The organism is Snodgrassella sp. M0351 (genome assembly GCF_016100575.1).
GTDB lineage: Bacteria > Pseudomonadota > Gammaproteobacteria > Burkholderiales > Neisseriaceae > Snodgrassella > Snodgrassella alvi.
On record NZ_JACFSG010000021.1, the window covers coordinates 1 to 291 of the forward strand.

1 protein-coding gene is annotated in these 291 nt (G+C 47.4%); it reads right to left on the bottom strand.

From position 1 onward, the window contains the following. Positions 1-291, bottom strand: a 291-nt coding sequence (locus H3V01_RS10935; protein WP_198186795.1) for a hypothetical protein, incomplete at both ends; no start/stop codon positions are given.

Consider the following 291-nt stretch of genomic DNA (forward strand, 5'->3'; position numbering starts at 1 on the left):
GTGGATACGCTGCTGCTGGTATCTTGCAGACCTTTGTCCAGAGCCTGCAGGCTGTTAGCTGTAGAAGTAGTCAGTGTGTCCAGACGGCCGCTAATGCTCTGTATACTGCCTGAAGTACTGGATGACAGCTTGGTCAGTTCATCGCTGGTGCTGTTCAGGCTGGTTGTCAGATTGTTCAGGTCTGTTTTTGTTGCTGTGGACAGTGAACCTAAATCTAAATTGGTTTTATTCAGGTTTTCGGTCAGTTTGTTGACACTGTTAGCAGTACCGGTTGACAAACTGTACATCTGC